The organism is Dactylosporangium sp. NPDC050688 (assembly GCF_040654515.1).
In the GTDB taxonomy this organism is placed as follows: domain Bacteria; phylum Actinomycetota; class Actinomycetes; order Mycobacteriales; family Micromonosporaceae; genus Dactylosporangium.
Map to the genome: position 1 here is coordinate 1 of NZ_JBFAIC010000129.1, position 12,547 is coordinate 12,547.

General features: G+C 71.5%; 5 protein-coding genes. 3 read left to right on the forward strand and 2 right to left on the reverse strand.

Translation table 11 applies throughout. The annotated features are described in order from the left end of the window. Nucleotides 1–96: 96 nt before the first annotated feature. Complete coding sequence (locus AB0H83_RS50470; RefSeq protein WP_360110744.1) at nucleotides 97–1,401, reverse strand: RICIN domain-containing protein; 1,305 nt, start codon at nucleotides 1,399–1,401, stop codon at nucleotides 97–99. A 566-nt stretch (nucleotides 1,402–1,967) separates the two neighbouring features. On the opposite strand from AB0H83_RS50470, the gene AB0H83_RS50475 reads away from it, so the two are divergent. Further along, a complete protein-coding gene (locus tag AB0H83_RS50475) occupies nucleotides 1,968–4,157 on the forward strand; it encodes a diguanylate cyclase (RefSeq protein ID WP_360110747.1) in 2,190 nt (729 codons plus the stop codon). A gap of 384 nt (nucleotides 4,158–4,541) precedes the next feature. After that, nucleotides 4,542–7,196: a discoidin domain-containing protein gene (locus AB0H83_RS50480; RefSeq protein ID WP_360110750.1), complete on the forward strand. Its 2,655-nt coding sequence runs from the start codon at nucleotides 4,542–4,544 to the stop codon at nucleotides 7,194–7,196. Nucleotides 7,197–7,253: 57 nt separating this feature from the next. Here AB0H83_RS50480 and AB0H83_RS50485 read toward each other — a convergent pair whose 3' ends face one another. Further along, nucleotides 7,254–8,465, reverse strand: a complete 1,212-nt coding sequence (locus AB0H83_RS50485) for a polysaccharide lyase family 7 protein (protein ID WP_360110753.1) — start codon at nucleotides 8,463–8,465, stop codon at nucleotides 7,254–7,256. Nucleotides 8,466–8,830: 365 nt separating this feature from the next. Here AB0H83_RS50485 and AB0H83_RS50490 point away from each other — a divergent pair, with 365 nt between their 5' ends. Next, nucleotides 8,831–12,442: a CARDB domain-containing protein gene (locus AB0H83_RS50490; protein WP_360110756.1), complete on the forward strand. Its 3,612-nt coding sequence runs from the start codon at nucleotides 8,831–8,833 to the stop codon at nucleotides 12,440–12,442. Nucleotides 12,443–12,547 lie beyond the last annotated feature (105 nt).

A 12,547-nucleotide genomic window follows, 5' to 3' on the forward strand; every position in this document is an offset into this window, starting at 1 on the left:
CACCCGCAGGCCCGCGCACCCGCAGGCCCGCGCACCCGCAGGCCCGCGCACCCGCGCCGGGGCCGCGACGGCGAGCCGCCGCGGCCCCGCGCCTGGCTACGGCAGGGTCACCCGTTGCGCGTTGGTGTCGTTGCAGTCCCAGATCTGCAGCTGGGTGCCGTCGGTCGTGCTGCTGTTCGGGTCGTCCAGGCAGCGTCCCGACTGCGGGTTGCGCAGCGCCTGGCTGCCGGTGACGTACGTCCACTGCTGCGCACCCGTGCCGTTGCAGTCCCACAGCTGGAGTTTGGTGCCGTTCGCGGTGCCGCCGGCGTTGACGTCGAGGCACTTGCCGAGCGCCCGGACGGTGCCGTCGCCCGGCAGCGTCCACCGTTGCGCGGCCGTGCCGTTGCACGACCAGATCTGCACCTTGGTGCCGTTGGCGGTGGCGCCGGCGTTGACGTCGACGCACTTGCCGAGGCCGGTCAGCGTCAGCGGGCCGCCGGTGCCGCCGCCCCCGCCGCCGGCGATGAGGAAGCGGTTGTTGGCCGTGTTCCAGTGGGTCGCGAGGTACGACCCGGCCGGCGGGTTCGTGTGGAAGTAGTCGTCCTTGTTGCAGTCCAGGCGGTTGTCCTGGGCCTGGTCGCCGCAGACGATCCGGACCACGGTGCCGGGGCCGTCGTTGTAGCACATGATGTCGTAGTCGTCGGTGCAGTGGCCGTAGTTGGTGTGGTTGGGCGAGTTGTTCATGACCGCGCCCATGGCGTGGGTGAGCTCGTGCGCGGCCGGCCCCGCCGACCAGCAGCCCGAGTCGACCCGGCTGTAGGACGCGCCGGAGTTGTTGGCGTTGTTCTGCCCCGGCTGGCTGTCCAGCGACACGTACGCGACGCCGCACAGCGCGGTCGCGTCGACGTACATGAGGTACTTGCGGTCGGTACGGTTGTACCCGAGCGCCTTGATCGCGTTGACGGAGTTGCCGAAGTCGCTCAGGGCGCTGTTGGCGATCGCCACGTTCGACACGGCGATCTGGCAACCGCTGTCGGTGACGAACCGGATGTGCCGGGTCCCGCCGGTCTGCGCGGCCGAGGCGCTGTAGATGTCGTCGACGGCCGAGGACCAGGTACGGATCGAGGCGAGGTACTGGTTGTACCGGTCGGCGTTGCCGGAGCCGTGCACGTACAGGACCTGGACGCGGTTGCCGCTCACCCCGTCGCCGTCGCAGACGACGCTGAGCGGGTTGACCGCGAGCCCCGTCAGGGGCGGCACGGACTTCGACACGTCGAGCCCGGCGAACGGGGCGTCGGGGCCGTGGGTGCAGGCGCCGGGCACCGCCTTGACCTCGAGAAGGCCGGCGCAGCGGCCGGTGCCGGCCTTGAACCCGCCGTAGAGCAGCCCGCGGGCGGGGTCGTCGGCGGGCAGGGCCATCGAGGCGCCGCCGCCAGAGACGGCGCCGCCCCCAGAGACGGCGCCGCCCCCAGAGACGGCGCCGCCCCCAGAGACGGCGCCGCCCCCAGAGACGGCGCCGCCCCCAGAGACGGCGCCGCCACCATGAGCGGCAGAGACAGAGCCGGCAGAGACAGGGACGGCAGAGACAGGGACGGCAGAGACAGGGACGGCGGCGGAGGACGGGGCTCCCACGCCCGCCGCGGCCAGCACGAGTGCGGCGGTGGCGAGCAGGAGCCGGTGAGGACGCGGGACGCGATGGTTCATGGACACACTCCCCGGTGGCGGCCGGTTGGTGACATCGTTGTCACCTGGTCCAGCCAGTGTCGCCGTGACCATCACGCCGGTCAATCCGTACGGCGCACGTCCATCGATGCCGCGCGGCGCCGGGCGGCCCGCGGACACATCGGCGGCCGGAACATCGACGGAAACTGTGACGGAGCGCTACCCTGTCCGCACGCGATACCGCTCAGCTCGGCACCACTTCGGCCGAACAAGACGTAGGCCGGGAAAACCACCGGCACACGACGAGGCGGTGAGGTCAGGCGTTGGACGAGCCGGAGCGGCACCACGGCGCGCTGGCCGCCGGCGTCCGCCGGCTGTTGCTGCTGTACGCACCCCTGTTCGCCCTCGCGGTCGGCTGGGCGGTCGCCCGCGGCGCCGGGCTCGACGGGCTCACGGTCCTCGGCTGGCTGCCCGGCGCGCTGTCGCTCGCGGTCGCCTCCGGGTTCCTGTTCCAGGCCTCCAGGCTGGACCGGCTGGCCCGGGCGGGGCGCCGCTTCTGGCGGCTGATGGGGGTGGCGGCGCTGCTCATCGCGCCGGCCACGAAACCGCTCACCGAGGCGAGCCTCGGCGGGCGCAAGTCCGGCCCCGTCCTCACCGGCGCCGTGCTGCTGCTCAGCGTCGCGCTGCTGCTGGTGCTGTGGGGGCTGCTGCGGCTGCCGACCCGCAGCCGCAGCCGCGGCGACTGGCTGCGGCTCGGCCTGGACGCTGCGACGGTGCTCGTGTGCTCCGCGACGTTCCTGTGGAAGTTCGTGCTCGAGCCGATCTCCGGCGCCCGCGCCGACCTGCCCCGGGCGCTCGGCCTGCTCGTGCTGAGCCTGCTGTGCCTGCTCGCGGTCCTCGCCGTGGTCAAGCTGATCCTCGTCGGCACCGACGCCGTGGACATGCTCGCGCTGCAGTCCCTGGCCGGCGTCGTGCTGCTCGGCGCGATCGGCTCCGCGCTGATACCGGTGCTGCAGAACCCGCGCCTCGCCGGCATCTCCGACATCGTCACCACCCTCGAGGGCGCGCTGGTCGCCCTCGCCGGGGTCGTGCAGCTGCGCCCGGCCCGGCGGGTGCGGGTCACGCCGAAGCGGCGCCGCCCGTACAGCATCCTGCCCTACTTCGCGGTCGCCGCCGTCTTCGCGCTGCACGTCACCGACCGGGCAGACGGGCCGGTCCTCGCCGGCGTGGTCGCCGCGACCGCCGCCGTGGTGCTGCGCCAGCTGCTCGCGTTCCGCGACAACGACGCGCTGCTCGGCACCGTCCGCGAGCACCAGCGGCTGCTGCACGAGCAGGCGACCCACGACGCGCTCACCGGCCTGCCCAACCGGGCGCTGTTCAACGACACCCTCGACGAGGCGTTCCACGGCGCGGCGATCCTCGTCGACCTCGACGACTTCAAGGGCGTCAACGACACCCTCGGCCACCACGTCGGCGACGGCCTGCTCGTCGAGGTCGGGCGCCGGCTGCGGAGCGCGGTGCGCCCCGGCGACCTCGTGGCCCGGCTCGGTGGCGACGAGTTCGCGGTGCTGCTGCCCGGCGCCGGCGACCACGCCGCGGGTGCGGTCGCCGAACGGATCCTCGCCGAGCTCGCCGCGCCGGTCGCGACCCACGGGCACCTGCTCACCGTCACCGCGAGCGTCGGCGTGGCGGCGCGGCTCGCCGACGACGACCCGCAGTCGCTCCTGCGCCACGCCGACATCGCCATGTACGCCGCCAAGCAGCGCGGCAAGGGCCGGTACGCCCGGTACGCGCCGGACCTGGCGGGGCTGCTCGCCACCCCGGCGCAGCGGGCCGACGAGCTGCGCGCCGCGATCGGCGCCGGCCGGGTCGCGCTGACCGGCGAGCCGATCGCCCGCCTCGGCGACGGCGCCGAGGTCGACCGGTGCCTGCGCGCCCGGTGGCCGTCCGTCGACGTCGCCGACCTGTCGGTGCCGCTGGTGCGCTGGTGCCTCGCCGAGGCGTGCCGGACGACCCCGCCGGGGCGCGCGTTCACCGTCGAGGTGGGCCGCTCGGCGCTGCTCGCGCCGGGGTTCCCGCACGACGTCGCCGGCGTCCTCGCCGCGGCCGGGGTCGCGCCGCACCACCTGACCCTCGCCGTGCCCGCCGCCCTCGCGGCCGAGGACACCACCGTCCGTGCCGCGCTGCAGGAGCTGCGCGCCCTCGGCGTCGGCCTGGCCCTGGACCACACCGGCACCGCCCACGCCCGCCTCGACCTGCTCGCCGCGCTGCCGTTCACCCGCCTCGTGCTCGACGCGGCGCTCTTCCCGCCGGACGGCGCCGACCCGCGCCGCGCCGCCCTCGTCGACGCCGTCGTCCGCCTGGTCGCCACGACCGGCGTCGAGACCGTGATCAGCGGCGTGCGCGAGCCGGCCCAGGCGGCCCGGCTGCGCGACCTCGGCTTCGCCCTCGGGTCGGGCCCGGCCGTCACCGCCGCGGGCGCTCTCACCGCGACGGGCGCGTTCGAGCACTGACTCGTGGCCAGGCCCACGAGTTGACCTTGGACACGTACGCCGGTCGGGACCGGTCGAAGTGTCCAAGGTCAACTGAAAAGACATGGAGAGCGCTCTCCGATGATCGTCGGTGCCGATGAGGGTGTTCCCGCACGTCAGGCCCCTGCGCTGGTCGTACGCCTCGAAGAAGAAGCGCAGACCCGAAACGTTCCGGGACCGCTGACCTCTTGACATGGCCGCCCGATCGGGCAACGCTCGTGCTTGGAGAGCGCTCTCCCACCCCCGACCCCAGGGCCGCCCGATCACGGTCCCGGGGTCACACACCCCGGATGGCCGGACACCGCACCGCCGTGACCCCACGGTGGCGCTGCCGGCTGCCGCCCGCCCTGAAACCGGGAGCAATTGATGCTGACCGCCGCACGACCGGCGCGCCGCCGCCGCCGGAATCTGCTCATCGCGTCGTTCGCCGCCATCCTGATGGTGGCGACGTACGCGGTGACCACGACCCTGACGGCCGCAGCGGCCGACACCCTCCTCTCGCAAGGCAAGACCGCGCTGTCCTCGTCGGACGAGAACGGTGGCACGCCCGCCTCGGCCGCGTTCGACGGCAACACGACCGGCACCCGCTGGTCGTCGGCGGCCGCGGACCCGCAGTGGCTGCGCGTCGACCTGGGCCAGACCGCGACGATCTCGCAGATCAAGCTGTACTGGGAGGCCGCGTACGCGACGGCGTTCAAGCTGCAGACCTCCCCGGACGGCAACACCTGGACCGACATCAAGTCGGTGACCGGGGCGACCGGCGGCGAGCAGACCTACGACGTGACCGGCTCCGGCCGGTACGTGCGGATGTACGGCACCGCCCGCGGCACCGGCTACGGCTACTCGCTGTGGGAGTTCCAGGTCTACGGCTCCTTCGGCGGCAGCACCGGCAGCTGCAGCACCACCGCCAACGCCGCCCAGGGCAGGCCCGCCACCGCCTCCACGGCGGAGAACGAGGGCGCGAACGGCGCCGCCTACGCCGTCGACGGCAACCTCGGCACGCGCTGGTCCAGCCAGTTCAGCGACCCGCAGTGGCTGCGCGTCGACCTCGGCTCGACCCAGACGATCTGCCAGGTCACGATCAACTGGGAGGCCGCGTACGGCAAGGACTTCCAGATCCAGACGTCCAACGACGGCACGACCTTCACCACGATCAGGACCGTGACCGGCGGTACCGGCGGCATCCAGACCCTCGACGTGACCGGCTCCGGCCGGTACGTGCGGCTGTACGGCACCGCCCGCGGCACCGGCTACGGCTACTCGGTCTGGGAGTTCATCGTCCGCACCGGCACCGGCCCGACGTCCAACCCGACCACCCCGTCGGCCTCGCCGTCCGCGTCGCCGACCCCGTCGACCTCCACCGGCCCGATCCAGGGCGGCGGCGACCTCGGCCCGAACGTCATCGTGTTCGACCCGTCGCAGTCCACCGCGACCATCCAGGCCAGGCTCGACCAGGTGTTCGCCGCCCAGGAGACCGCGCAGTTCGGCCCGGGCCGCGTGCAGTTCCTGTTCAAGCCCGGCACGTACAACGGCCTCAACGCCCAGATCGGGTTCTACACCTCGGTCAACGGCCTCGGCCAGAACCCGCAGGACGTGCGGATCAACGGTGACCTCACCGTCGACGCCGGCTGGTTCCAGGGCAACGCCACGCAGAACTTCTGGCGCTCGGCGGAGAACCTGTCCATCTACCCGGTCTCCGGCGTGGACCGCTGGGCCGTCGCGCAGGCCGCCCCGTTCCGCCGCATGGACGTGCACGGCGGCATGACCCTCGCGTCGCCGAACTGCGGCTGGGCCTCCGGCGGCTACATCGCCGACTCGCGGGTCACCGGCAACATCAACCCCTGCTCGCAGCAGCAGTGGTTCACCCGCGACAGCACCATCGGCAGCTGGAACGGCTCGGTCTGGAACATGGTGTTCTCCGGCGTGCAGGGCGCCCCGGCGAACAGCTTCCCGAACCCGCCGTACACGACCCTGCCGACGAGCCCGATCACGCAGGAGAAGCCGTACCTGTACACCGACGCGTCCGGCGCCTACCGGGTGTTCGTGCCGTCGCTGCGCACCAACAGCAGCGGCGCCACCTGGATCAACGGCCAGACCCCGGGCACCTCGCTGTCGATCAGCCAGTTCTACGTCGCCAAGCCGGGCGTCACGGCCGCGACCCTCAACGCCGCCGTCGCGCAGGGCCTGAATCTGCTCTTCACCCCCGGCGTGTACCACCTCAACAGCACCGTCAACATCAACCGCGCCGGCACCGTGGTCCTCGGCCTCGGCTACGCCACGATCGTCGCGGACAACGGCGCCCTGCCGATGGCCATCGGCGACGTCGACGGGGTCAAGATCGCCAGCCTGCTCTTCGACGCGGGCCCGACGAACTCCCCGGCGCTGCTGCAGGTCGGCCCGGCCGGCGCCACCGGCAACCACGCCGCCGCCCCGAACCTGATCTCCGACGTGTTCCTGCGCGTCGGCGGCGCGGGCGCGGCCAGGGCCAGCGCGGCCATGATCGTGAACAACAACAACACGATCATCGACCACATCTGGGCGTGGCGTGCCGACCACGGCGACGGCGCCGGCTGGACCAGCAACCCGTCCGACAACGGCCTGATCGTCAACGGCCAGAACGTGCTCGCGTACGGCCTGTTCGTCGAGCACTTCAACAAGTACAACGTGGTGTGGAACGGCAACGGCGGCCGCACGATCTTCTTCCAGAACGAGCTGCCGTACGACCCGCCGTCCGCCGCCGCGTGGAGCCACGACGGCATCGTCGGCTACGCCGCCTACAAGGTCGCCAACACCGTCACCACGCACGAGGGCTGGGGCATGGGCAGCTACTGCGTGTTCACCTCGGACGAGACGATCGCCGCGTACCACTCGTTCGAGGTGCCCGACACCCCGAACGTGAAGTTCCACAACATCCTGACCGTGTCGCTGGGCAAGGGCTCGATCACCCACGTCATCAACGACACCGGCGCCGCGGCCCTGCCGTCCGCCGTGGTCCCGTCCAACGTGGTCAGCTACCCCTGACCCCGGCCTGAACAAAGGGGCCGGTCCTTCGGGACCGGCCCCCTCCTGTGCTTGCCGTCAGCTGTGCGAGACGCTCAGCGCGTAGAACTTGACCTTCGCGCCGTTGGTGGTGCTGTCCGACGAGGACTGGTTGTACGAGCCGGCCTTGAAGTACATGCCGTACTGGTTGAACGACGACGGGATCGGGTAGCTGGTGGTGCTGCCGTTCACCGTCAGGTTGATCCGGTTGCCGCCGGAGATGGCGATCACGTAGGACCACTTGACTCCCAGGGGCACGTTGCCGACGAGGTGCAGGGTCTGGCCGCCGTCGGGGGAGTTCTCGGTGCCGAGGTAGATGTCGCCGTTGGGCCGGTAGTACAGCTCCAGCAGCGGCTTCGTGGACGGGCCGCCGGTGCCGAGGTGGACCTGCCCGACGCACACGTTCTTCGTGACGTTCGGGACGCGCAGCGTCGCGCTCATGCGGTGTGCGCCGGCCAGCCGCCAATCCGCGGCGCTGCCGTCACGGTTCATCTCCCGCAGCTCGGAGCGCGCGTACTTCGAGTTCGGGGTGGTGACGCCCTTCTCGGGGGCCCAGAACGTCATCGAGCCGTCGGTCTTGTCGGTGAAGAAGTACGCCGGGTTCGTGTACCCGTTCGCCCCGCGCAGCTGCGAGGACGGGATCGTGGTCGGCGCGCCGGGCGAGCCGACCGGCAGCTGCAGCTGCCAGATCGACAGGTCGAAGTTGCCGCCGGGGGCGACCGTGGGGTCGAGCCCGCCCGCAGGCGGGGTCGTCGGCGGCACGGTGCCGCCCGGCAGGGTCCAGGCCTGGTTGGCCGCGCCGGTGCACGACCAGATCTGCAGCCGGGTGCCGTTGGCGGAGCTCTGGCCGGTCGCGTCGAGGCACTTGCCGGAGCCGGTGTTCACCAGCGCCCCGTTCGCCGCGGTCCACTGCTGCGCGGCGGTGCCGTTGCAGTCGTACAGCTGGATCTTCGCGCCGTTCGCGGTGGACGCGGCGGTGACGTCGAGGCACTTGCCGAGGGCCTGGATCCGGCTGCCGTCGACGGTCCAGGTCTGCGCGGCGGTGCCGTTGCAGTCGTAGAGCTGCACGGCGGTGCCGTTGGCCGGGTTGGCCCCGGCGACGTCGACGCACTTGCCGGCGAGGCCGGTGATGGGGCCCGCCGTGGCGGCGTTGGCGTCGGTACCGCCGAGCACGCCGGTGACCAGGGCGGCGGTCGCGGCGAAGACGGCGGTGACGGTGGCGAGGACGAGCGTGGTCGGGCGTCGTGGCATGGGCGGTCCTTGATGGGGATGGGTGGGGGTGCCCGCTCCGAATAGGCAGGGCGGTTAACAATAAACAAGGTTGTCAATGTGCTGTCAACGATTCGCGGCCCGCGTGTTGACGAACCGGCACGCATCTGAAATCTTGGATGCCCAGCGTCGCAAGAAATCTGCAGAAACCGTCAAGATTTCGAGTGCCGCTCTGCAAGCCGCGTAGCAGTCGACCGCCACCGCCTGCTCCGTCCCCATCCGCCCGCCGATCCCACACTCCCCAGACAGGGCGCACCGCACCCCGGCGCGCCTCGCCGCCATGCCCGCAGGGACACGCCCCGCGGGCCCGGTGCGCCGCGCCCTCGCCCGATGAGAGGCCAGACGTCATGAGTCAACGAACGTCCAGGTGGCGGCTGTTCGCCGCGGTCCTGGCGACCGCGGTCATCGCCGCCACGATGCCCGCGGCCGCGCAGGCCGCCGGTGGACCGAACCTCGCCCTCGGCAAGCAGATCCAGGCCAGCAGCGCCAACGGCCAGTACGGCACCGGCAACGTCAACGACGGCAACGCCGCGTCGTACTGGGAGAGCACCAACAACGTCTTCCCGCAGTGGATCCAGGTCGACCTCGGCACCACCACCGCCGTCGACCAGGTCGTGCTGAAGCTGCCCACCCACTGGGGCACCCGCACCCAGACCCTCGCCGTGCAGGGCAGCGTCAACGGCAGCACCTTCAACGACCTGTCCCCGTCCGCCGGGCGGGTGTTCGACCAGTCCGCAGGCAACGTCGTCACCGTCAACTTCACCGCGGCCAGCGTCCGGTACGTGCGCGTCGCGATCACCGCGAACACCGGCTGGCCCGCCGGGCAGCTGTCGGAGTTCGAGATCTACGGCGCCACCGGCACCGTCCAGCCGCCGACCGCGCCGGGGAACCTCGCCTACACCCAGCCGGCGTCCGGGCAGATCCGCCTCACCTGGACCGCGTCGACGTCGGCGTCCGGCATCGCCGGGTACACCATCTACGCCAACGGCGCGGTGCGCGCCACGGTCGGCGGCAACGTCCTGGTGTACACCGACACGCAGCCGGACACGGCGACCGTCGAGTACTGGGTGAAGGCCAGCGACCCGGGCGAGCTCCTCTCGGCGGAGAGCAACCACGTCACCCGCACCGGCACGACCCAGCCGAACGGCACGAACCTCGCCCAGGGCAAGGCGATCGAGGCGAACTCGTCGGTCTTCACGTTCGTCGCCACCAACGCCAACGACGGCAACGTCGGCTCCTACTGGGAGTCCAACGGCTTCCCCGGCGTGCTCACCGTGAAGCTCGGCGCGAACGCCGACGTCAGCTCCGTCGTCGTCAAGCTCAACCCCGACCCCGTCTGGGGCCCGCGCACCCAGGCCATCCAGGTCCTCGGCCGCGAGCAGTCGGCCACCGGGTTCACCTCGCTCAAGGCCCGCGCCGACTACGGGTTCAGCCCCACCGGCAACCAGAACACCGTGACGATCCCGGTCAGCGGCCGCGTCGCCGACGTGCAGCTGCAGATCTTCACCAACAACGGCGCCCCCGGCGGGCAGGTCGCCGAGATCCAGGTCATCGGCACCCCGGCGCCCAACCCCGACCTCGTCGTCACCGCGCTGACGTGGTCACCGGCGGCGCCGACGGAGACCAACGCGATCACGGTGTCGGCGACGGTGCGCAACGCCGGTACCGCCGCCGCCGGGGCCACCACGGTCAACGTCAACGTCGGCGGGGCCTCCGCCGGCACGGCCGCGGTCGGCGCGCTCGCCGCCGGCGCGTCCACCACCGTCACCGTCAACGCCGGCACCCGCGCCATGGGCACCTACCCGGTGTCCGCGACGGTCGACCCGGCGAACACGGTCGCCGAGCAGAACGAGTCCAACAACGCGTTCACCGCCTCGTCGCAGCTGGTCGTCGCCCAGGCGCCCGGCCCGGACCTGCAGGTGCTCGGCGTGTCGTCGAACCCGGCGAACCCGGCGGTCGGCGCGGCCGTCAGCTTCACCGTCACCGTCAACAACCGCGGCACCACCGCCAGCGGCGTCTCCAGCGTCACCCGGGTCACCGTCGGCGGCACCACGCTCAACGGCACCACCGCCTCCGTCGCGGCCGGCGCCACCGTCACCGTCGCGATCAGCGGCACCTGGACCGCCACCAGCGGCGGCGCCACGATCACCGCCACCGCCGACGCCACCGGCGTGGTCGCCGAGACCAACGAGGCCAACAACAGCTTCTCGCAGGCCATCGTGGTCGGCCGCGGCGCCGCCGTGCCGTACACCTCCTACGAGGCCGAGGCCGGGCAGTACCAGGGCACCCTGGTCACCGCCGACCCGCTGCGCACGTTCGGGCACACCAACTTCGGCACCGAGTCCTCGGGCCGCGCGTCGGTGCGCCTCAACAGCCAGGGCAACTACGTCGAGATCACCTCGACGAACGCGGCGAACTCGATCGTCGTGCGCAACTCGGTGCCGGACTCCGCGTCCGGCGGCGGCGCGGACTACACGCTCAGCCTCTACGCCAACAACGTGTTCGTGCAGAAGCTGACGCTGTCGTCGCGGTACAGCTGGCTGTACGGTACGAGCGACGACACCGAGTCGCTGTCGAACTCGCCGCAGGCCAACGCCCGCCGCCTCTTCGACGAGTCGCACGCGCTGCTGGCCACCTCCTACCCGGCGGGCACCAAGTTCAAGCTGCAGCGCGACGCCGGCGACACCGCGGCGTTCTACTACATCGACCTGATCGACCTGGAGCAGGTCGCGCCGGCGCTCGACCAGCCGGCCGGGTGCACGTCGATCACCACGTACGGCGCCGTGCCCAACGACGGCATCGACGACAGCGCCGCCATCCAGCGCGCCGTCACCGACGACCAGAACGGCGTCATCAGCTGCGTGTGGATCCCGGCCGGGCAGTGGCGGCAGGAGCAGAAGATCCTGTCCCCGGACCCGACCCGCGGCCAGTACAACCAGAAGGGCATCCGCAACGTCACCATCCGGGGCGCCGGCATGTGGCACTCGCAGCTGTACACGCTCACCGAACCGCAGAACGTGGTCGGCAACATCAACCACCCGCACGAGGGCAACGTCGGCTTCGACATCGACGACAGCACGCAGATCTCGGACATCGCGATCTTCGGCGGTACGACCAACCGCGCCAACCGCGGCCACGGCCTCAACGGGCGCTTCGGCAAGAACACGAAGATCAGCAACGTCTGGATCGAGCACGTCAACGTCGGCGCCTGGGTCGGCCGCGACTACAGCGACACCCCGGCGTACTGGAACCCGGGCGACGGCCTCGAGTTCACCGGCATGCGCATCCGCGACACGTTCGCCGACGGCATCAACTTCTCCAACGGCACCCACAACTCGCGGGTCTTCAACTCCTCGTTCCGCACCACCGGCGACGACTCCCTCGCCGTGTGGGCCAACCCGCGGGTCAAGGACGCGGCGGTGGACATCGCCCACGACAACCACTTCACCAACAACACCGTCCAGCTGCCGTGGCGCGCCAACGGCATCGCCATCTACGGCGGCTACGGCAACGGCATCGAGAACAACCTCGTCTCCGACACGATGAACTACCCCGGCATCATGCTGGCCACCGACCACTCGCCGCAGCCCTTCAGCGGCACCACGGTCATCGCCAACAACGGCCTGTACCGCTGCGGCGGCGTGTTCTGGAACGAGGACCAGGAGTTCGGCGCCATCACCCTGTTCCCCGCGTCGCTGGACATCGTCGGCGTCACCATCCGCGACACCGACATCATCGACTCCACCTACGACGGCATCCAGTTCAAGACCGGCGGCGGCAACATGCCGAACGTCGCCATCGCAGGCGTCCGCATCGACAAGTCCAACAACGGCGCCGGCATCCTCGCCATGGCCGGCGCCCGCGGCAACGCCAACCTGACGAACGTGACGATCACCAACTCCGCCGACGGCAACATCGTCAAGGAGCCCGGCTCGCAGTTCGTCATCAACGGCGGCTGAGGCCGCTCGTGGCCATGGGCCTGCGCAACCTGCCCTCGAAGTCCTGGACCGTCAACCGCGGCTGGGTCCTCGCCGCGAACCTCGCCGCCGACCTCGACGCCTGGA

What these genes read in the sequence shown, in the direction of transcription:
- AB0H83_RS50470 (WP_360110744.1), bottom strand. Translation starts at nt 1,401, where the DNA reads ATGGCCCTGCCCGCCGACGACCCCGCCCGCGGGCTGCTCTACGGCGGG.
- AB0H83_RS50485 (WP_360110753.1), bottom strand. Translation starts at nt 8,465, where the DNA reads ATGCCACGACGCCCGACCACGCTCGTCCTCGCCACCGTCACCGCCGTC.
- AB0H83_RS50480 (WP_360110750.1), top strand. Translation starts at nt 4,542, where the DNA reads ATGCTGACCGCCGCACGACCGGCGCGCCGCCGCCGCCGGAATCTGCTC.
- AB0H83_RS50490 (WP_360110756.1), top strand. Translation starts at nt 8,831, where the DNA reads ATGAGTCAACGAACGTCCAGGTGGCGGCTGTTCGCCGCGGTCCTGGCG.